Here is an 18,877-nt window from a genome sequence, read left to right as displayed (position 1 = left end):
GCTGATGACAGCGACGCTGCCCGCCGGTCTCGAAGTGACCGTGCGTGTTCCCGCCTCGACGGCCAATCTCGGTCCCGGATTCGATTGTCTCGGAATGGCATTGGGCATCTACGACGAAATCGTGGTGCGCACTACCGAGTCGGGGCTGGGCATCCGCGTCGAGGGTGAAGGCGCCGACGACGTGCCTTGGGGCCCAACACATCTGGTGGTCCGCGCGATCGAGCGTGGACTGGAATCGCTGGGTGTGTGGGCCGACGGTCTCGACGTCGTGTGCCGCAACGTGATTCCGCACTCGCGTGGGCTGGGTTCCAGCGCGTCGGCCGTGGTCGGCGGGCTGGCCGCGGGCGCCGGGCTGGCCGCGAAGTTCGATCCCGCGCTGCGCATGGACGACGACCGGCTGGTGCAGCTGGCCTCCGAGTTCGAAGGCCACCCCGACAATGCCGCTGCCAGCGTGCTCGGGGCAATCGTGGTGTCGTGGACCGAAACCGATGCCGCGCAGACCCGTGCCTACCGGGCCGTGCGGCTCACCCCGGCATCGGCCCTTCGTCCGGTGGTGCTGATCCCGCAGGAACGCTCGTCCACGGCGCACACCCGCGGGCTGCTGCCCGAGCAGGTGCCTCACGGTGACGCGGCGTTCAACGTCAGCCGGGCGGCGCTGGCCGTTGTCGCGCTGACCGAACGTCCCGATCTGCTGATGTCGGCCACCGCCGACCGGTTGCACCAGACCCAGCGTGCCCCCGCGCTACCGCTCACCACGAAGTGGATCGAGCTGTTGCGCGCCGCGGGTATCGCGGCGACCGTCTCGGGCGCCGGCCCGACCGTGCTTGCCCTGACCACCGAAGAATTCCCCGATGACCTGCGCAAACAGGCCGAATCGGACGGTCTGCGCGTGGTCGAACCCGGCATTGCCGACGGGGTATCGATCGACTGACGGCGTGCCTGCCTTGCCGTTGTTCGCAATAGGCAGCTATTCTGAGCAAGTCCGTACATCGTGCGCATCAGACGCCGGTGCTTCATCAGGGCAATCGCTCCCCTCACCACTGTCTTCTGGTGGCGAAGGCCTCCGGTCCTCCCGCGGCGGGTAGTACGGCACAGGCGTCGAACATGGACGCATAATCCGAGCTCGGCATATATTGCCGGGTCTACGGAACGGAACCCTCGAATCAGCACACGGCATTCGAGGGAAGGAAAGGACTTCCGTGACAGAAACGGACCTGCTCGCGACACCCGGGGTGGATTCCAACCCTACGAACTCGGGCAGCCGCGAAAGTGAATCCGGACAGATTTCGAAAATGAGCGAACAAACCGACGTCGCACGATCGGGGCTGACTGGAATGCTGTTGCCGCAGTTGCGCGCACTGGCGGGGGAGCTCGGTATCCGAGGTACCTCCGGAATGCGTAAGGGCGATCTCATCGCCGCTATCAAGGAAAATCAATCCGGAGCGCCCGCCAAGGGGGACAAGCCCGCCGCCGCGCCCGTCGCGAACGACGCGCCCGCGAAGAACGAAGCGCCTGCCAAGAACGAAGCGCCCGTCAAGAACGAAGCGCCCGCGAAGGTGGACAAGTCCGCCAAGGCCGACAAGCAGGCCGCGCCCGTCGAGAAGCAGGCTCCCGTCGAGGTCAAGGCCCCCGAGGCCAAGACCGTCGAGGTTCCGGCCGAGCAGGTCAAGACCGACGCCCCCGCCGACGCAGGCGAGGATTCCGGTCGCGACGGCGGTCAGCGTGGCCGCGGTCGGCAGCGTCGTGGTCGTGACCAGGCCCGTTCCGGTGGTGGCGACAACGCTCCCGCCGAGAACCGCGCCCCGGCCGAGAACCGCGCCGAGGAGACCAAGCAGGCCGACAAGGCCGAAGGTGGCGATCAGGGCGAGCGTCGCCGCGAGCGTGGCGACCGCAACGGCGCCGAGCGTGGCGAGCGCACCGGTGGCGACCGCAACGGCAACGACCGTGGCGAGCGCACCGGTGGCGACCGTAATCAGAACGAGCGCAACCAGAACCAGAGCCAGAACGGCAACAGCGGCGGCAATCGCGGACCCCGCGACGACCGCGGTGGTGACGACGAGGAAGGCGGCCGCGGTCGCCGGGGTCGTCGATTCCGCGAGCGTCGTCGTGGTCGTGACCGCGATGGTGGTCCCGCCGGTGGCGGCCAGTCCGAGGCGCGCGACTACGACATTCGCGAAGACGATGTGCTCCAGCCGGTCGCGGGCATCCTCGATGTCCTCGACAACTACGCGTTCGTGCGGACCTCCGGCTACCTCGCCGGCCCCAACGACGTGTACGTGTCGATGAACCTGGTGCGCAAGAACGGCCTGCGCCGCGGTGACGCGATCACCGGTGCGGTGCGCGCCCCGCGCGACGGCGAGCAGAACAACCAGCGGCAGAAGTTCGACCCGCTGGTTCGCCTGGACACCGTGAACGGTGGCGAGCTCGAAGCGGCGCGTCGTCGGCCGGACTTCCAGAAGCTCACCCCGCTGTACCCGAACGAGCGGCTGCGTCTGGAAACCGCGCAGAACAAGCTCACCACGCGTGTGATCGACCTGATCATGCCGATCGGTAAGGGTCAGCGTGCGCTGATCGTGTCTCCGCCCAAGGCGGGTAAGACCACGATCATGCAGGACATCGCGAACGCGATCGCGATCAACAACCCCGAGTGCTACCTCATGGTTGTCCTGGTCGACGAACGTCCCGAAGAGGTCACCGATATGCAGCGTTCGGTGAAGGGTGAGGTCATCGCCTCCACCTTCGACCGCCCGCCGGGTGACCACACCTCCGTCGCCGAGCTCGCCATCGAGCGTGCCAAGCGTCTGGTGGAAATGGGCAAAGACGTTGTGGTGCTGCTCGATTCGATCACTCGATTGGGCCGTGCGTACAACAACTCCTCGCCTGCCTCGGGCCGCATCCTCTCCGGTGGTGTCGACTCGACCGCGCTGTACCCGCCGAAGCGTTTCCTCGGCGCGGCCCGCAACATCGAGAACGGTGGCTCGCTCACCATCATCGCCACGGCGATGGTGGAGACCGGTTCCACCGGCGACACGGTGATCTTCGAAGAGTTCAAGGGCACCGGCAACGCCGAGCTCAAGCTCGACCGCAAGATCGCCGAGCGGCGCGTGTTCCCCGCGGTGGACATCAACCCGTCGAGCACCCGCCACGACGAGCTGCTGCTCTCGCCCGACGAGATGGCTGTGGTGCACAAGCTGCGGCGCGTGCTGTCGGGTCTGGACTCGCACCAGGCGATCGATCTGCTGATGGATCGTCTGCGCAAGTCCAAGAACAACCTCGAGTTCTTGATGACGGTCTCCAAGACCGCACCGAGCGCTCTCGACGAGTGATCGTCTAGAACCACCGGCAAGGGCCTCGCTTCGGCGGGGCCCTTGCTCGTTCTCGGCCGAGAACGCGCGGCGCCGGCCGCAATATCACAGGGAACAAAGCGGAGGTGGGGGGTGTTCTGGGAGGGTGCGGTCTGCTCTGGCATACTGGACAACTGTGTGTCTGCGAGTTCGCAGACATCCCGCCTAGTCGGTTCCGGTTCACGTACTCCACTCCATGGGGCTACGACCCGGCGACCATTATCGAGAGGACGCCCATGAAGGCAGGAATCCACCCCACGTATGTCGAGACCACCGTTGTGTGTGGTTGCGGCAACACCTTCCAGACTCGCTCCACCAAGGAGTCCGGCCAGATCTCGGTCGAGGTCTGCTCGCAGTGCCACCCGTTCTACACGGGCAAGCAGAAGATCCTCGACACCGGCGGCCGCGTGGCTCGCTTCGAGGCTCGCTACGGCAAGCGCGCAGGTGCCAAGAAGGCCGAAGACGCCTCCTAGTTACCTCTCCCGACGCCCGGTACTGCATCAGCAGGCCGGGCGTCGGTGGTTTCTCTGCCCGAGGTCATCGCTTTCCCACACATAAGGAACTTTCTGTGACGCAGCCGTCCGCTATCGACGACATCCTGGCCGAGTACGCCGGCCTGGAGATGCAGCTCGCCGATCCGTCGTTGCACAACGACGCGGGTGCGGCGCGACGGGTGGGTAAGCGGTTCGCCGAGCTGGCACCGGTGATGAGCACCTATCGCAAGCTCGAGACCGTGCGCGACGATCTGGAAGCCGCCCGTGAGCTGGCCTCCGACGACGCCTCGTTCGCCGCGGAGGTGCCGGGGCTGGAGACACAGCTGGTGGAGCTGGAACAGGCTCTCGCCGACTTGCTCGCCCCGCGCGACCCGCACGACGGCGACGACGTGGTGCTCGAGGTGAAGTCCGGCGAGGGCGGCGAGGAATCGGCGCTGTTCGCCGCCGACCTGGCGCGCATGTACATCCGGTACGCCGAGCGGCACGGCTGGAAGGTGGAGACGCTCGATGTCACCTATTCCGACCTGGGCGGATACAAGGACGCGACGCTGTCGATCAAGAGCAAGGACGCCGCGCGCGACGGGGTGTGGTCGCGATTCAAGTTCGAGGGCGGGGTGCACCGGGTGCAGCGCGTGCCGGTGACCGAATCGCAGGGCCGCATTCACACCTCGGCCGCGGGCGTGCTGATCTACCCCGAGCCCGACGAGGTCGAGCAGGTGCAGATCGACGAGACCGACCTGCGCATCGACGTCTACCGGTCCTCCGGCAAGGGCGGCCAGGGCGTCAACACCACCGACTCCGCGGTACGCATCACCCACCTGCCCTCGGGCATCGTGGTGACCTGCCAGAACGAACGCTCCCAGCTGCAGAACAAGGCGCGCGCCATGCAGGTGCTCGCCGCCCGGCTGCAGGCGCTGGCCGAGGAGCAGGCCGACCAGGAAGCCGCGGCCGGTCGCGCCAGCCAGATCCGCACGGTCGACCGCTCCGAGCGGATCCGCACCTACAACTTCCCGGAGAACCGGATCGCCGATCACCGCATCGGGTTCAAATCGCACAATCTCGACGCCGTCCTCGATGGCGATCTGGACCCGCTGCTCGACGCGCTCGGCAAGGCCGACCGCGACGCGCGAATGGCTGCCGAGTAACCGGCATGAGCAGTCGACTCCCCGCACCGGCGGCCCCACGGGACACCGACGTGGACCGCTCGGCCGGGGCGGTCGCAGGCCTCATCACGCCCGCCATGGCCACGCCGAGGTCGCTCGGATGAACGATCGACGCGAGCAGCGGCCGACCTGCGAGCGCGCCGTGATGGACCGGACGGATCGATGACCGAGCGGGTGCGGTTGCGGCCGCTGATCGTCGAAGCCGCCGCCCGGCTGGCCGAGGCCGGCGTCGGTTCGCCGATGCCCGACGCGGAGAACCTGGCGGCCCATGTGCTCGGTACCGAGCGCATGCGGCTGGCGATGATCCCGTTGGTCGAGCCCGAGGTCGCCGATCGATACCGCGCGGTGATCGAGCGGCGGGCCTCTCGAATTCCCTTGCAGCACTTGATCGGAACGGCCGCGATGGGTGAGATCGACCTCGCGGTGGGCCCCGGGGTGTTCGTCCCGCGCCCGGAGACCGAACTGCTGTTCGCGTGGGCGCTGGCCTACCTGGAGACCCTTCCGCACGACCACACGCCGATCGTCGTCGACCTGTGCACCGGCTCGGGCGCACTGGCGCTGGCCATCGCGCACGCCCGCCCGGACGCCGAGGTCCACGCCGTCGAACTCGACCCCGCCGCCCTCGCCTGGGCCCGTCGCAACGCCGACACCCGTATCGCCGGGGGCGACACCCCGATCACCCTGCACGCCGACGACGTCACCGACCCGGCCCTGCTCACCCCGCTGACGGGCCGCGTCGACCTGGTCGTCGCCAACCCGCCCTACATCCCCGACGCCGCGATCCTCGACCCCGAGGTCGCCGACCACGACCCCCACCGCGCCCTCTTCGGGGGCCCGGACGGCCTCGACGTCATCCGGGCGATGATCCCCACCATCGCCCGCCTCCTGAACTCCGGCGGCGCCACCGGCATCGAACACGACGACACCAATGGCGGGGGAGTGGCGGCGCTACTGGCGGCAGCCGATTTCACCGACGTCGTCGAACACGTCGACCTGGCCGACAAGCCCCGCTTCGTGGTCGCCCGGCGCCCTGACCGTCCCTGAGCGCAGGCGAATCCGGCGTGGCCCGGGCCGGCCTCGATCGCCGTCGATTCCGACGGTGCGTGAGTCGCCTCGGCGGCCCGGCACGAGTTCGCATCTGCGCGCGTGAGACCCGGTTCAGCGTAGCCCCGCCGACGGCCGGCAAACTCTGGACGATTGCCCAATTGCCGGGGCTGACGCCGCGACTCGGTCGGCGAGCGGTCAACCAGCACACTCTGAGCATCAGGCGCCCGGTCATGCCCAAAAGTCCCCCGGCACTGCGGCCTCAGCCTGGGAGTTAGACTCTTGCGCGCACCAACGACCGGAAAAAATTCGCGGAGAGGCGACAGACGCTGTGAGTACCGTCTATGACTGTGCCGAAGCTGATTCGCGTGCGGCGGGCATCACCGCCGCGACCAGCGCTCTGAAGTCCGGTCGGTTGGTCGTGATGCCCACCGACACGCTCTACGGCATCGCCGCCGACGCGTTCGATTCCGCCGCGGTGAGCGATCTGCTGGCCGCCAAGCGCCGTGGACGCGATATGCCGGTGCCGGTGCTCGTCGGGTCGTGGCACACCATCGACGGCCTGGTGTTCTCGGTGCGGCCGCAGGCGCGGGACTTGATTCGCGCGTTCTGGCCCGGTGCGCTGAGTCTTGTCGTGCAGGCCGCGCCTTCGCTCGCGTGGGATCTCGGTGATACCCGTGGCACGGTGATGTTGCGGATGCCGTTGCATCCCGTGGCGCTCGAATTGTTGCGTGAGGTCGGGCCGCTGGCGGTGTCGAGTGCCAATGTGTCGGGGCAGCCGCCCGCGACCACCGCCGCGCAGGCGCGCGAGCAGTTGGGGTCGCTGGCGAGCGTGTATCTCGACGGCGGCCCGGCCGAACACGCTGTGGCCTCGACGATCGTCGATCTCACCGCGGATCAGCCGCGGGTGTTGCGGGAGGGTGCTGTGTCGGTGGCCGATATCGCGGAGGTGCTCGGGATGGTGCCGGAAGCCCTGATCAGCTCCGCGCAGCGGTGATCGCACGCCGCTGATGAGCTCAGTCGTTCCCCTGCGCGAGCTACTGCTCGTGCTGCTCGTCTCCGCCACGGTGACTTTCCTGGCCACCGGAGGCGTGCGGGTGCTCGCCATCGCGTTCGGCGCCGTGGCGGTGCCACGTGAGCGTGATGTGCACGTGAAGCCGGTCCCGCGGATGGGTGGTGTCGGCATGTATGTCGGCGTCGTCGCCGCGGTGTTGTTCGCGCACCAATTGCCCGCGCTGCGACGAGGTTTCGACTACGCCCCGGATATCCCGGCGGTGCTGGTCGCCGCGACGATCATCGTGCTGGTCGGCATCGTCGACGACCGGTGGGGATTGGACGCGCTCACCAAATTCGTCGGTCAGATCACCGCCGCGGGCGTGATGGCCGTGATGGGCCTGAGCTGGTACGTGATCTACAACCCCTTCAACGACACCACCGTTGTGCTCGACGCGTTGCAGGGCGGCCTGGTCACCGTCGGCATCACCGTCACCCTGGTGAACGCGATGAACTTCGTCGACGGTTTGGACGGCCTCGCCGCCGGTCTCGGTTTGATCTGCGCGAGCGCGGTTTTCGTGTTCTCCATCGGTTTGCTCTACGACCAGGGCGGTTCGGTCGACACCTATCCGCCCGCGTTGCTGGCCGCCGCGCTGGCCGGTGCCTGCCTCGGATTTCTGCCGCACAATTTCTCGCCCGCCCGAATATTCATGGGCGATACCGGCTCGATGATGATCGGTTTGATCCTGGCCGCGGTATCCACCGGCGCCTCCGGGCGAATTCCACTCCAGGGTTACGGACCGCGCGACATTGTCGGTTTGCTGTCGCCGATCTTGCTGGTCGGGGCGGTGATGTTCATTCCGGTGCTCGACCTGTTGCTGGCGATCGTGCGCCGGGTGCGCGCCGGCGTGAGTTTCTCCACACCGGACAAAATGCATCTGCACCACCGATTGCTCCAGATCGGGCATTCGCACCGTCGCGTGGTCTTGCTGATCTATTTATGGGTCGGTGTTCTCGCGTTCGGCGCGGTGGGAACTTCGCTGATGGATAGACGCCTTGTTGTCCTGCTGGTGGCAGGCGGATTGGTGTTCGCGCTGGTAGTGACCGCGATCCCGTCCGTGCGCAGGTCGGAGTCGACGCAGCACTGAGTTCGGCCCGCAAGGTAAAGTTCGGGCCGTGAGCTTTACACCCGAAACCGTGCCAGGCCCTGACGCCCCTCTGCGCGCCGCGCTGCGCTACGGCCTGATCGGCCTCGGCGTGCTCGTCGTCGTCTCGGTGGCGATCGCCTCCGCGGTGGCCGGGATGCCCGGTCTGTGGGGGGCGCTGCTCGGCGCCGCGATCGGTGGTGGGTTCATCCTCACCACGGTCGTCGCGGTGCTGCTCGGCGCGAAACTGCCGCCGACCATGGCAGGTGCGGTGATGCTGGTCAGCTGGGTGGGCAAGTTGCTGGTGGCGCTGCTGGTGATCGTGGTGCTCAAGCAGTTCGACTTCTACAGCGGGCCCGCGCTGTTCTTTACGGTGGTAGGAGCCCTGCTGATCGTCCTCGGTGCGGAGACGTACGGCGTTGTGAGCCAGAAGGTTCCGTACGTCACGACACGCGCGGGAGACAGCGAAACGGCTTCCGAGCAGGAATAATCCCACCCAGCTACACACTGTCGTAGATAGCTTGGTAAAGTGTTGGTAAGCAAGCACCCAAGCTAGAGGCCCGGCCCGACAAACTCGGGGCTATGCCTCGAGTTACCAGGGGGGATCATCGGGATCCCACCCGGTGCCGCTATGCTTACTGCCGATCCGGGTGGAATGTGCCCGGTTGAAGCATGTCGACGATGTCGCCGACGCCCGAACAGAAGCCGATACGGGTTATACCGTACGAGCCGCTGTCGAATTTCGAGCCGACCAGAGTCGACCCCATTGATCGTCAATGTCCGATCGAACCGCGGGAATGACAGTCGTACCTGCGGCCCGAACACGGGAGAGAACGCTGAGCGTCATCACTTTGGCGGCGGGCGAGTTTCACGCGCCATCGCTGTCCGACTTCTACCCTCCAGCAGTGCTGTTCGCGGGGACGCCGTTCGAACTCGATCGCCTGATGCTGGTCCGGCTGCTGATGACCGCCGTATTGGTGGCCGTCTTCGTGCTGGCATTCCGCTCGCCGAAGATCGTGCCACGCGGCCTGCAGAACGTGATGGAAGCCGGTGTGGTTTTCGTCAAGGAGCAGATCGCCGACGAGGTTCTCGGTAAGGAAACCGGCAAGAAGTTCCTCCCGCTCATCGCGACGATCTTCTTCACGGTTCTGTTCCTGAACTTCTCCGGTGTGATTCCCGGATTGAACATCTCGTCGAATGCGCGCATCGGCATGCCGCTGGTGCTGGCCGCGATCGTCTATATCGCGTACAACTACGTCGGTATCCGGAAGTACGGGTTCTTCTCCTACATCCGCCACAGCATCGTCGTCCCCGACGTGCCGGTCGCGCTGCACGTGCTGCTGATCCCGATCGAGTTCATCTCGACCTTCATCCTGCGCCCGTTCACGCTCACCGTGCGTCTCATGGCCAACATGCTGGCCGGCCACATCATGCTGGTGCTGTTCTTCAGCGCGACCTGGTTCTTCCTGTTCGACGCCGCCGCGTGGATGAAGGTCTTCTCGCCGTTCTCGCTGCTGGCCGGCATCGGCTTCACGCTCTTCGAGCTGCTGGTGATCTTCCTGCAGGCCTACGTTTTCGCGCTGCTGGCCGCCGTGTACATCGGCCAGTCGCAGCACGCTGCCGACCACTGACCTGACTGACCAACGACCGGAAACCTGCTACACACGCCGACCGGCGGGTGAGCAACAGAAAGGGAAAGATTCATGAGCCTCGCTTACCTGGCCCAGGAAGCCGCGACCACCGAGAGCACCTTCAAGGGCTTCGGCGCCATCGGCTACGGTCTGGCCGCGATCGGCCCCGGCATCGGCGTGGGTATCGTCGTCGGTAAGGCCATCGAGGGCATCGCTCGTCAGCCCGAGCTGTCCGGCCAGATCCGCACCACCATGTTCCTCGGCATCGCGTTCACCGAGGCCCTGGCGCTGATCGGCCTCGTCGCCGGCTTCATCTTCTGATTCCGATGCGCGAACTCATCACGCTCGCAGCTGAGGGTGGAGAGGATGTGAATCCTCTCGTTCCCGAAACGTACGACATCGTCTGGTCGATCGTCTGCGTCGTCATCATCGGCGTGCTCTTCTGGAAATACGTGATCCCGCGTGTGACCAAGACACTCGAAGAGCGCACAGACAAGATCGAAGGCGGTATCGCCAGGGCCGAAGCAGCCCAGGCCGAGGCACAGCACACGCTGGAGCAGTACCAGCAGCAGCTTGCCGACGCCCGGCTCGAGGCCGCGCGCATCCGCGAGGAAGCACGCACCCAGGGTCAGCAGATCCTCGCGCAGATGCGCACGGATGCCCAGGCCGAAAGCGACCGTATCGTCGCCGCCGGTCACTCCCAGCTGGAAGCCCAGCGCCAGCAGATCCTGACGGAGCTGCGTTCCGAGGTCGGCCGTACGGCCGTCGACCTGGCCGAGAAGATCATCGGTCAGTCGGTTTCGGACGAAGCCAAGCAGGCGGCGTCGATCGACAAGTTCCTCAGTGAACTCGACGACACCGACGCCATCGGGGTCGGAAGGTAGCGACGCGAAAGTGAGAAGCATGTACGCAGCGAGCCGCGAGGCCAGTACCCGGTCTCGCGAGGCGCTTCGGGTCGCTCTGACCGGAAGCGAAACTGTTGCGGCCACAACGGGGTCGGAACTGTTCGCCGTTGTCGCCGTGCTGGACGACCAGCGTTCGCTGCGTGTGGCGCTCGCGGACGCCTCGGTGCCGGGTTCGGCGCGCGCTGAACTCAGTGAGCGGGTCTTCGGCGGCAAGGTCAGCATTGCCACGCAGGCAGTGCTGACCACCGCGGTGGCGCAGGACTGGTCACGCACCCGCGACCTGGTCGACACCCTGGTGCTGCTCGGGCAGGAGGCTCTGCTGGAGTCTGCCGCCGTCGGTGGCCGACAGGACGCGGTGGAGGACGAGCTGTTCCGGCTCGGACGCATCATCGCCGACAACCCGAAGCTGGAGCAGGCACTGTCCGATCAGGGAAAGCCCGCCTCGGCGCGGCGCGAACTGGTCGAGCGGCTGCTCAACGGCAAGGTCGAGCCGGTCACCCTGGCGCTGGCCGAGCAGGCGGTGACCCGCCTGCGGACCAACAACATCGGCGTCGCCTTCGACGCCCTGTCCGATCTGGCGGCGGCCCGTCGTGACCAGATCGTCGCCCACGTGAACTCGGCGGTCGAGCTGAACGATCAGCAGAAGGAGAAGCTGTCGGCTTCCCTGCGGCGGATCTACGGCAAGGCGGTCACCGTGCACGTGCAGGTCGACCCGACGCTGCTGAGCGGCGTCGTCGTCCGCGTCGGAGACGACGTGATCGACGGCAGCGCCACCGGCCGACTGGAGAAGCTGCGTCGGGCTCTGTCGTAATCGACAAGGCCCAGACTCCACTTCCCCCATCCCCGACATTCGAGACCACAGCGAGAGCAGGAACAACATGGCGGAGCTGACGATCTCCTCCGACGAGATCCGTAGCGCGATCGAGAGCTACACCCAGAGCTACACCCCGGAAACCTCCATCGAAGAAGTCGGCATCGTGACCGATACCGGCGACGGTATCGCGCACGTCAGCGGCCTGCCTTCGGCGATGGCCAACGAGCTGCTCGAGTTCCCCGGCGGGGTTCTCGGCGTCGCGCTGAACCTCGAGGACACCAACATCGGTGCCGTCATCCTCGGCGAGTACGCCTCGCTCGAGGAGGGCCAGCAGGTCCGTCGCACCGGCGACGTGCTCTCCGTCCCCGTGGGTGACAAGTTCCTCGGTCGCGTCGTCAACCCGCTCGGCCAGCCGATCGACGGCCTGGGCGAGATCGAGGCCGACGAGCGCCGCGTGCTGGAGCTGCAGGCCGCGTCTGTGCTGGAACGTCAGCCGGTCGAGGAGCCGCTGGCCACCGGCATCACCGCGATCGACGCGCTGACCGCCATCGGTCGCGGCCAGCGTCAGCTGATCATCGGCGACCGCAAGACGGGCAAGACCGCCGTCGCGATCGACGCGATCCTGAACCAGAAGGCGAACTGGGAGACCGGCGACGCCGACAAGCAGGTTCGCTGCATCTACGTCGCGATCGGCCAGAAGGGCTCCACCATCGCGGGCGTCAAGACCGCGCTCGAGGAGCACGGCGCGATGGAGTACACCACCATCGTCGCTGCCCCGGCCTCCGATTCCGCCGGCTTCAAGTGGCTGGCTCCGTACACCGGTTCGGCCATCGGCCAGCACTGGATGTACCAGGGCAAGCACGTCCTCATCGTGTTCGACGACCTGACCAAGCAGGCCGAGGCGTACCGCGCCATCTCGCTGCTGCTGCGTCGTCCGCCGGGCCGCGAGGCGTACCCCGGTGACGTCTTCTACCTGCACTCCCGTCTGCTGGAGCGTTGCGCGAAGCTGTCCGACGAGATGGGCGCCGGCTCGATGACCGGTCTGCCGATCATCGAGACCAAGGCCAACGACGTCTCGGCGTTCATCCCGACCAACGTCATCTCCATCACCGACGGCCAGGTCTTCCTCGAGTCCGACCTGTTCAACAAGGGCGTCCGCCCGGCGATCAACGTCGGTACCTCGGTCTCCCGTGTCGGTGGCGCCGCCCAGACCAAGGCCATGAAGAAGGTCGCCGGTTCGCTGCGTCTGGAAATGGCGCAGTACCGCGAGCTGGAGGCGTTCTCCGCCTTCGCCTCCGACCTCGACGCCGCGTCGCTGGCGCAGCTCGAGCGTGGTGCCCGCTGGGTCGAGCTGCTCAAGCAGGACCAGTACTCCCCGGTCTCGGTCGAGGATCAGGTCGTCTCGATCTTCCTGGTCGACGCCGGTTACTACGAGTCGGTGCCCGTCGAAGACGTGCGTCGCTTCACCGCCGAGCTGCTCGAGTACCTGCACGGCGCGACCCAGAGCTCGTTCGACGCGCTCGAGGGTGGCAAGAAGCCGCTCGCCGGCGAGGCCGCCGACGCGATCAAGGCCGAGACCGACAAGTTCAAGCAGGGCTTCCTCGATTCGAACGGCAATCGCATCGTGAACGAGGCTGCCGCGGGCGAGCTGGACCACGAAGAGGTCGAGTCGCTGTCGGTCACCCGCAAGCACGTCGACAAGTAAGCCGGGTCATGATGTCGGCAATTTCCGATCTGGCGAATGAAGGGAGTGTGAACCGCTAGTGGCAAGTTTGCGCGAATTGCGCTCCCGCATTCGTGGTGTGAATTCGATCAAGAAGATCACCAAGGCTCAGGAACTGATCGCGACCTCGCGAATTTCCAAGGCCCAGGCCAGGGTTGCGGCTGCCAAGCCGTACGCCGAGGAGATCACCAAGGTCCTCGGCGAACTGGCGAGCGCTTCGAAGAACCTGTCGCACCCGCTGCTGACCGAGCGTCCCAACGCTCGTCGGGCCGCTGTCCTGGTGATCACCAGTGACAGCGGTATGTGCGGTGGCTACAACTCGAACGTGCTCAAGCGTGCCGAAGAGCTCATGACCACGCTGCGTGGCGACGGCAAGGAACCCGTTCTGTACGTGATGGGCAGCAAGGGCATCACGTACTACAAGTTCCGCAACCGTCCGTTCCAGGCGTCGTGGTTCGGCTTCTCCCAGCAGCCCAAGTACACCGATGCCTCGGCCGCGTGCCAGCACCTGGTCGAGGCCTTCATGGCCGGCTCCGACAGCGAGGTCTCCTCGCTCGACGGCACCGGAACCATCGAGGGTGTCGACGAGCTGCACATCGTGTACACCAAGTTCGTCTCGATGCTGACCCAGAACCCGGAGGTGCGCCGCCTGGCGCCGATCCAGGTCAGCTACGTCGACGAGAACTACGAGCTCGGTGACGACATCATGTCGGATTCGCCGAACGCGGTGGCCACGGCGCAGTACGAGTTCGAGCCGGACGCCGATGTGCTGCTCGGGGCGCTGCTGCCCAAGTACATCAACACGCGTATCTACGCATCGTTGCTCGAGGCAGCGGCATCCGAGTCCGCGGCTCGGCGCACCGCAATGAAGGCGGCGACCGATAACGCCAACGAGCTGGCCAATGTGCTCCAGCGCGAGGCGAACTCGGTGCGTCAGGCCCAGATCACGCAGGAAATCAGCGAAATCGTCGGCGGCGTCAATGCGCTGGCGTCGAGCTCGGACCGCGACTAAGAAGCGCAGGAAGAGAACCAATCTAATGACCGCAGCTGTCACTCAGGACAACGCGAAGAAGGCGGGCGAAACCGCTGGTCGCGTCGTCCGTGTCATCGGCCCCGTCGTGGACGTCGAGTTCCCGCGTGGCGCCATCCCCGAGCTGTTCAACGCTCTGAACTCCGACATCGAGCTCCCGTCGGTGGCCAAGACCCTCACCCTCGAGGTCGCTCAGCACCTCGGCGACAACATCGTGCGCACCATCTCGATGCAGCCGACCGACGGCCTGGTCCGTGGCGCGACCGTCACCGACACCGGCAAGCCGATCTCGGTGCCCGTCGGCGACATCGTCAAGGGCCACGTGTTCAACGCCCTCGGTGACTGCCTCGACACCCCCGGCCTCGGCCGGGACGGCGAGCAGTGGGGCATCCACCGTCAGCCGCCGAGCTTCGACCAGCTCGAGGGCAAGACCGAGATCCTCGAGACCGGCGTCAAGGTCATCGACCTGCTGACCCCGTACGTCAAGGGCGGCAAGATCGGTCTGTTCGGTGGTGCCGGTGTCGGCAAGACCGTGCTGATCCAGGAGATGATCACCCGTATCGCTCGCGAGTTCTCGGGCACCTCGGTGTTCGCAGGCGTCGGTGAGCGTACTCGTGAGGGCACCGACCTCCGTCTGGAAATGGAAGAGATGGGCGTCCTTCCGGACACCGCCCTCGTCTTCGGCCAGATGGACGAGCCGCCGGGCACGCGTATGCGCGTCGCCCTGTCGGCGCTGACCATGGCGGAGTACTTCCGCGATGTCCAGCACCAGGACGTGCTGCTCTTCATCGACAACATCTTCCGTTTCACCCAGGCCGGTTCCGAGGTCTCGACCCTGCTGGGTCGCATGCCTTCGGCCGTGGGTTACCAGCCCACGCTGGCGGACGAGATGGGTCAGCTCCAGGAGCGCATCACCTCGACCAAGGGTCGCTCGATCACCTCGCTGCAGGCGATCTACGTCCCCGCCGACGACTACACCGACCCGGCGCCGGCGACCACCTTCGCCCACCTGGATGCGACGACCGAGCTTTCGCGCCCGATCTCGCAGAAGGGCATCTACCCGGCCGTCGACCCGCTGACCTCGACCTCTCGTATCCTCGAGGCTTCGATCGTCGGCGAGCGCCACTTCCGGGTTGCCAACGAGGTCAAGCGGATCCTGCAGAAGTACAAGGAACTGCAGGACATCATCGCCATCCTCGGCATGGACGAGCTCTCCGAAGAGGACAAGGTCCTCGTCGGTCGCGCCCGTCGCCTGGAGAAGTTCCTCGGTCAGAACTTCATCGTCGCCGAGAAGTTCACCGGCCAGGTCGGCTCGGTCGTTCCGCTGGAGCAGACCATCGACGACTTCGACCGTGTCTGCAAGGGCGAGTTCGACCACTACCCGGAGCAGGCGTTCAACTCCTGCGGTGGTCTCGACGACGTCGAGGCAGCCGCGAAGAAGATCCTCGGGAAGTAGTCCACTATGGCGGAGATGACAGTTGATCTCGTAGCTGTCGAGCGCAAGATCTGGTCCGGCCAGGCTTCGTTCGTCAGCGCGCAGACCACCGAGGGTCAGATCGGCATCATGGCAGGCCACGAGCCGCTGCTCGGTCAGCTCGTCGAGGGCGGCACGGTTTCCATCGTGTCGACCGACGGCGAGCGGATCGTCGCCGCGGTGCACGGCGGCTTCTTCTCGGTCACCGCCGACACCGTGCGGGTGCTGGCCGAGTCCGCGGATCTCGCGGGTGAGGTCGACGTCGACGCGGCACGCAAGGTGCTGGCCGATGCGAGCGCCACCGAGGTGGAGCTGCGCGCGGCCCAGGGCCAGGTGCGTGCGGTCGAAGCGACCGTGACCGACTGATCGCAGTAGTACGACTCTCTGCCGGCGAGGAACTTCGGTTCCTCGCCGGCAGAGTTGTTTGCACCGCCTTTTCGTGGGGATAGACGATCCGGCCGGAGCACCGCGTAGTGGGCGTGATTGAATGTCTGGGCGGGGGTGTCTTTGACACCGGCTAGAGCGAAAGGGCGTACGGCATTGCAAACCGGGATGGTTCTCCTGATCATTCTGGTGCTGACGCTCGTGTTCGTAGCCGGTGCGTCGACCTATCGCCTGGTGATGTTGCGCCGCGGGGGCACGGCCGCGCTCCTACGTTCACTGCCCGCGCGCGGCGGCCAAGGCTGGCGGCACGGGCTCATTCGCTACGACGAGGATCGCCTCGTCTTCTTCAAATTGACCAGCCTGAAATTCGGACCCGACTCCACGGTGCATCGGCAGGGCCTCGAGATCGTCGAGCGCCGAGCGCCGCAGGGCGACGAATTCGACATCATGAGCGATGACATCGTGGTGGTAGCCGTCACCGATCCGCACAGCAAATTCGAGCTCGCGCTCGACCGCGGTTCGATGGCGGCTTTTCTGTCCTGGGTGGAGTCGCGACCGTCCGATCGCGCCCGCCGCACTCGTGGAGGCCCGTCGTGAGCGTGCATTTGACCCGGATCTATACCCGCACGGGCGACGACGGGACGACCGGTCTCAGCGATTTCTCCCGTGTCGCCAAGAACGATCCCCGGCTGATCGCCTACGCCGACTGCGACGAGGCCAATGCCGCACTCGGTGTCGCCGTCGCCCTCGGTGCGCCCGAACCCGCTGTGCTGACGGTGCTGCGCCAGATCCAGAACGATCTGTTCGACGCGGGCGCCGATCTGTCCACCCCGGTTGTCGCCGAACCGAAGTATCCGCCGCTGCGCATCACCCAGCCCTATATCGACCGGCTCGAGAAGTGGTGCGACGAGTTCAACGACGGTCTGGCACCGCTGAATTCGTTCATCCTGCCCGGCGGCACGCCGTTGGCTGCGTTGTTGCACACAGCCCGCACTGTGGTGCGGCGCGCCGAGCGATCCGCGTGGTCCGCTGTCGAAACGCACCCTGCCGACACCAGTGTGCTGCCCGCGAAATATCTGAATCGACTCTCGGACCTGCTGTTCATCCTCAGCCGCGCCACCAATCCTTCCGGTGACGTGTTGTGGCAGCCCGGCGGCGGGCTACCACGCTGAAAGCGACTCTCCGACGCGGAGAATCGGTCGGTTTCTTGTTCTTTCGTGGCAGGGGGGCGTGTCGTCGCGTGACGGTCGATAAGCTGGCGTGGTGAGCGAACGGTTTCTGGTCTCCGGCGGCAATCGACTCGTCGGCGAGGTCGCGGTCGGCGGCGCGAAGAACAGCGTGCTGAAGCTGATGGCTGCCTCGTTGCTGGCCGAGGGCACGACCACCATCACCAACTGCCCGGACATCCTCGATGTCCCCTTGATGGCGGAGGTGCTGCGCGGCCTCGGCTGCGATGTGACGATCTCCGACGATGTCGGCGGTGACAACTCGGTGGTGACGATCGATACCCCCGCCGAGCCCAAGTACCACGCGGACTTCCCCGCGGTGACCCAGTTCCGCGCCTCGGTGTGTGTGCTCGGTCCGCTGATGGCGCGCTGCAAACGCGCCGTGGTGGCGCTGCCCGGTGGCGATGCGATCGGTTCGCGACCCCTTGACATGCACCAGGCGGGCCTACGCCTGCTCGGTGCGACCAGTGCGATCGAGCACGGTTGCGTCGTGGCGTCGGCCGAACAGTTGCAGGGCGCGCGGATCCGCCTCGACTTCCCGTCGGTGGGCGCGACCGAGAACATCCTGATGGCCGCGGTCCTGGCCGAGGGGGAGACGGTCATCGACAATGCGGCGCGCGAGCCCGACATCGTCGACCTGTGCACCATGCTCGTACAGATGGGTGCGCAGATCGACGGTGCCGGTTCCTCCGTGCTCACCGTGCAGGGCGTCAAGAGCCTCTCGCCCACCACACACCGGGTGATCGGCGACCGTATCGTCGCCGCCACCTGGGGGATCGCCGCCGCGATGACCACCGGCGATGTCCGGGTCACCGGCGCCAACCCCAAGCACCTGGCGCTGGTGCTGGACAAGCTGCGTTCGGCCGGCGCGCGAATCTCGTACGAGCCCAACGGTTTCCGGGTCGTGCAGGCCGAGCGTCCGCGCGCGGTGAACTTCGCGACGCTGCCGTTCCCCGGTTTCCCGACCGACCTGCAGCCGATGGCCATCGGCCTGGCCGCTATCGCCGACGGCACCTCGATGATCACCGAGAACGTCTTCGAGGCGCGGTTCCGTTTCGTGGAGGAGATGATCCGGCTCGGCTCCGACGCCCGGACCGACGGTCACCATGCGGTGGTCCGTGGAATCCCGCGGTTGTCGAGTGCACCGGTCTGGTCTTCCGACATCCGCGCGGGTGCGGGCCTGGTGCTCGCCGGCCTCGTCGCTGATGGCGTCACCGAAGTGCACGACGTCTATCACATCGACCGCGGCTACCCCCGGTTCGTCGAGCAGATGCAGGCGCTCGGCGGACAGGTCGAACGGGTAGATGCGCCGAAATAGGGCCCCTGACCAGCCGATTTGACTTCGTGTTGGTCGGCACGTAACTTTATTCGAGTCAGAGCGACACGGACACCGACTCAGCCGCCCAGCGGCCGGGACACGAGGTAGGACGTTGAGCGCCTGACTGATCATGTGTTCAGGGTTACTTGATCGGAACTTGCTTCCGGTGAGCTTCCTGAGCTAAAGTTT

Annotated in this window: 19 protein-coding genes; all 19 read left to right on the top strand. The window is 66.2% G+C overall.

Going from position 1 to position 18,877, the window contains the following annotated elements; all coding sequences use genetic code 11:
* The first annotated feature begins 4 nt into the window (after positions 1-4).
* The 19 genes from thrB to murA all read left to right on the top strand — a co-directional run bounded on the left by thrB (position 5) and on the right by murA (position 18,688).
* The gene (gene thrB / locus ACFQ9R_RS32275) at positions 5-931 is read left to right on the top strand and encodes a homoserine kinase (RefSeq protein ID WP_378996181.1); all 927 of its coding nucleotides are present in this window, start codon (positions 5-7) and stop codon (positions 929-931) included.
* A 268-nt stretch (positions 932-1,199) separates the two neighbouring features.
* Complete coding sequence (rho, locus tag ACFQ9R_RS32270) at positions 1,200-3,326, top strand: transcription termination factor Rho (protein ID WP_378996178.1); 2,127 nt, start codon at positions 1,200-1,202, stop codon at positions 3,324-3,326.
* A gap of 254 nt (positions 3,327-3,580) precedes the next feature.
* Positions 3,581-3,817, top strand: coding sequence for a 50S ribosomal protein L31 (rpmE, locus tag ACFQ9R_RS32265; RefSeq protein WP_067447685.1), 237 nt, complete (start codon positions 3,581-3,583; stop codon positions 3,815-3,817).
* Positions 3,818-3,912: 95 nt separating this feature from the next.
* On the top strand, positions 3,913-4,983 hold the full coding sequence (prfA, locus tag ACFQ9R_RS32260) for a peptide chain release factor 1 (RefSeq protein ID WP_062984459.1): 1,071 nt from the start codon (positions 3,913-3,915) through the stop codon (positions 4,981-4,983).
* Positions 4,984-5,163: 180 nt separating this feature from the next.
* The gene (gene prmC, locus ACFQ9R_RS32255) at positions 5,164-6,045 is read left to right on the top strand and encodes a peptide chain release factor N(5)-glutamine methyltransferase (protein WP_378996176.1); all 882 of its coding nucleotides are present in this window, start codon (positions 5,164-5,166) and stop codon (positions 6,043-6,045) included.
* Positions 6,046-6,376: 331 nt separating this feature from the next.
* On the top strand, positions 6,377-7,042 hold the full coding sequence (locus ACFQ9R_RS32250; RefSeq protein ID WP_378996174.1) for an L-threonylcarbamoyladenylate synthase: 666 nt from the start codon (positions 6,377-6,379) through the stop codon (positions 7,040-7,042).
* A gap of 13 nt (positions 7,043-7,055) precedes the next feature.
* Complete coding sequence (locus ACFQ9R_RS32245) at positions 7,056-8,186, top strand: MraY family glycosyltransferase (protein ID WP_378996172.1); 1,131 nt, start codon at positions 7,056-7,058, stop codon at positions 8,184-8,186.
* Between the two features lie 28 nt (positions 8,187-8,214).
* Positions 8,215-8,673 carry a hypothetical protein gene (locus ACFQ9R_RS32240; protein ID WP_378996170.1) on the top strand — a complete coding sequence of 153 codons (459 nt, stop codon included), beginning with the start codon at positions 8,215-8,217 and terminating at the stop codon, positions 8,671-8,673.
* A 286-nt stretch (positions 8,674-8,959) separates the two neighbouring features.
* The gene (gene atpB, locus ACFQ9R_RS32235) at positions 8,960-9,814 is read left to right on the top strand and encodes a F0F1 ATP synthase subunit A (protein ID WP_378996168.1); all 855 of its coding nucleotides are present in this window, start codon (positions 8,960-8,962) and stop codon (positions 9,812-9,814) included.
* Between the two features lie 72 nt (positions 9,815-9,886).
* Positions 9,887-10,135, top strand: a complete 249-nt coding sequence (locus ACFQ9R_RS32230; protein WP_056817903.1) for an ATP synthase F0 subunit C — start codon at positions 9,887-9,889, stop codon at positions 10,133-10,135.
* A gap of 5 nt (positions 10,136-10,140) precedes the next feature.
* Entirely contained in the window at positions 10,141-10,698 is a 558-nt protein-coding gene (locus ACFQ9R_RS32225; RefSeq protein ID WP_378996166.1) for a F0F1 ATP synthase subunit B, read from the top strand.
* Between the two features lie 19 nt (positions 10,699-10,717).
* Positions 10,718-11,530: a F0F1 ATP synthase subunit delta gene (locus ACFQ9R_RS32220; protein WP_378996164.1), complete on the top strand. Its 813-nt coding sequence runs from the start codon at positions 10,718-10,720 to the stop codon at positions 11,528-11,530.
* Positions 11,531-11,597: 67 nt separating this feature from the next.
* Positions 11,598-13,238, top strand: coding sequence for a F0F1 ATP synthase subunit alpha (atpA, locus tag ACFQ9R_RS32215; protein ID WP_378996162.1), 1,641 nt, complete (start codon positions 11,598-11,600; stop codon positions 13,236-13,238).
* Between the two features lie 58 nt (positions 13,239-13,296).
* Positions 13,297-14,268 carry a F0F1 ATP synthase subunit gamma gene (locus ACFQ9R_RS32210; protein WP_378996160.1) on the top strand — a complete coding sequence of 324 codons (972 nt, stop codon included), beginning with the start codon at positions 13,297-13,299 and terminating at the stop codon, positions 14,266-14,268.
* Positions 14,269-14,293: 25 nt separating this feature from the next.
* Positions 14,294-15,742 (top strand): F0F1 ATP synthase subunit beta, encoded by a 1,449-nt coding sequence (gene atpD / locus ACFQ9R_RS32205; protein ID WP_056817894.1) that lies wholly within the window; start codon positions 14,294-14,296, stop codon positions 15,740-15,742.
* Between the two features lie 6 nt (positions 15,743-15,748).
* Positions 15,749-16,126, top strand: a complete 378-nt coding sequence (locus tag ACFQ9R_RS32200; RefSeq protein ID WP_378963587.1) for a F0F1 ATP synthase subunit epsilon — start codon at positions 15,749-15,751, stop codon at positions 16,124-16,126.
* Between the two features lie 186 nt (positions 16,127-16,312).
* Positions 16,313-16,741 (top strand): DUF2550 domain-containing protein, encoded by a 429-nt coding sequence (locus ACFQ9R_RS32195; RefSeq protein ID WP_378639396.1) that lies wholly within the window; start codon positions 16,313-16,315, stop codon positions 16,739-16,741.
* The gene (locus tag ACFQ9R_RS32190; protein ID WP_378996158.1) at positions 16,738-17,316 is read left to right on the top strand and encodes a cob(I)yrinic acid a,c-diamide adenosyltransferase; all 579 of its coding nucleotides are present in this window, start codon (positions 16,738-16,740) and stop codon (positions 17,314-17,316) included. Before ACFQ9R_RS32195 ends, ACFQ9R_RS32190 begins: the two co-directional genes overlap by 4 nt.
* Before the next feature lie 91 nt (positions 17,317-17,407).
* Positions 17,408-18,688 (top strand): UDP-N-acetylglucosamine 1-carboxyvinyltransferase, encoded by a 1,281-nt coding sequence (murA, locus tag ACFQ9R_RS32185; RefSeq protein ID WP_378996156.1) that lies wholly within the window; start codon positions 17,408-17,410, stop codon positions 18,686-18,688.
* The last annotated feature ends 189 nt before the right edge of the window (positions 18,689-18,877 follow it).

This window comes from Nocardia sp. NPDC056541, assembly GCF_042794235.1.
In the GTDB taxonomy this organism is placed as follows: Bacteria; Actinomycetota; Actinomycetes; order Mycobacteriales; family Mycobacteriaceae; genus Nocardia.
The sequence above is the reverse complement of the archived record's forward strand: the minus strand, read 5'-3'. Positions and strand labels throughout refer to the sequence as shown.

Excerpts from the sequence above, each read along its gene's own strand:
- thrB (WP_378996181.1), top strand. The coding sequence starts at position 5 with ATGACAGCGACGCTGCCCGCCGGTCTCGAAGTGACCGTGCGTGTTCCC.
- rpmE (WP_067447685.1), top strand. The coding sequence starts at position 3,581 with ATGAAGGCAGGAATCCACCCCACGTATGTCGAGACCACCGTTGTGTGT.
- prmC (WP_378996176.1), top strand. The coding sequence starts at position 5,164 with ATGACCGAGCGGGTGCGGTTGCGGCCGCTGATCGTCGAAGCCGCCGCC.
- ACFQ9R_RS32245 (WP_378996172.1), top strand. The coding sequence starts at position 7,056 with ATGAGCTCAGTCGTTCCCCTGCGCGAGCTACTGCTCGTGCTGCTCGTC.
- atpB (WP_378996168.1), top strand. The coding sequence starts at position 8,960 with ATGTCCGATCGAACCGCGGGAATGACAGTCGTACCTGCGGCCCGAACA.
- ACFQ9R_RS32230 (WP_056817903.1), top strand. The coding sequence starts at position 9,887 with ATGAGCCTCGCTTACCTGGCCCAGGAAGCCGCGACCACCGAGAGCACC.
- ACFQ9R_RS32225 (WP_378996166.1), top strand. The coding sequence starts at position 10,141 with ATGCGCGAACTCATCACGCTCGCAGCTGAGGGTGGAGAGGATGTGAAT.
- ACFQ9R_RS32220 (WP_378996164.1), top strand. The coding sequence starts at position 10,718 with ATGTACGCAGCGAGCCGCGAGGCCAGTACCCGGTCTCGCGAGGCGCTT.
- atpA (WP_378996162.1), top strand. The coding sequence starts at position 11,598 with ATGGCGGAGCTGACGATCTCCTCCGACGAGATCCGTAGCGCGATCGAG.
- atpD (WP_056817894.1), top strand. The coding sequence starts at position 14,294 with ATGACCGCAGCTGTCACTCAGGACAACGCGAAGAAGGCGGGCGAAACC.
- ACFQ9R_RS32200 (WP_378963587.1), top strand. The coding sequence starts at position 15,749 with ATGGCGGAGATGACAGTTGATCTCGTAGCTGTCGAGCGCAAGATCTGG.
- ACFQ9R_RS32195 (WP_378639396.1), top strand. The coding sequence starts at position 16,313 with ATGGTTCTCCTGATCATTCTGGTGCTGACGCTCGTGTTCGTAGCCGGT.